This window comes from Pauljensenia sp. UMB3104 (assembly GCF_030217285.1).
GTDB lineage: Bacteria > Actinomycetota > Actinomycetes > Actinomycetales > Actinomycetaceae > Pauljensenia.
In genome coordinates this window covers 1-281 of sequence record NZ_JASONN010000263.1, presented here as the reverse complement: position 1 = coordinate 281, position 281 = coordinate 1, and the positions used below count along the sequence as shown (strand labels likewise).

The window sequence follows — 281 nt, the reverse complement described above, 5'->3', positions numbered from 1 at the left end:
AGCCATCGATGAGTTGATTAGTGCTGCGCAGACTTTCTACGACGATGCGCGCGCGAATGAGAATGGGCGCTCCCGCTCGTGGGAGCATTGCTATCGCGTCTTTCGAGATGCGCGGACCGACCCTTCCCCGGACTATGACTATTTGAGCCTGCACCTCGCTTTCTACCTGGCGAGCTGGGGAATGTACAGGGGCTCGTGCTTCATCTTTCAGAAGGACTACAAGGTGCACACGCCCATCGTCAAGGAGATCCTCAAGCCCGAATACGACCGCCTGTTTGGGC

At 57.3% G+C, this 281-nt stretch carries 1 pseudogene; it reads left to right on the top strand.

The features are described from left to right. Nucleotides 1-281: pseudogene (locus tag QP415_RS11645) on the top strand (hypothetical protein); the annotation flags it as partial.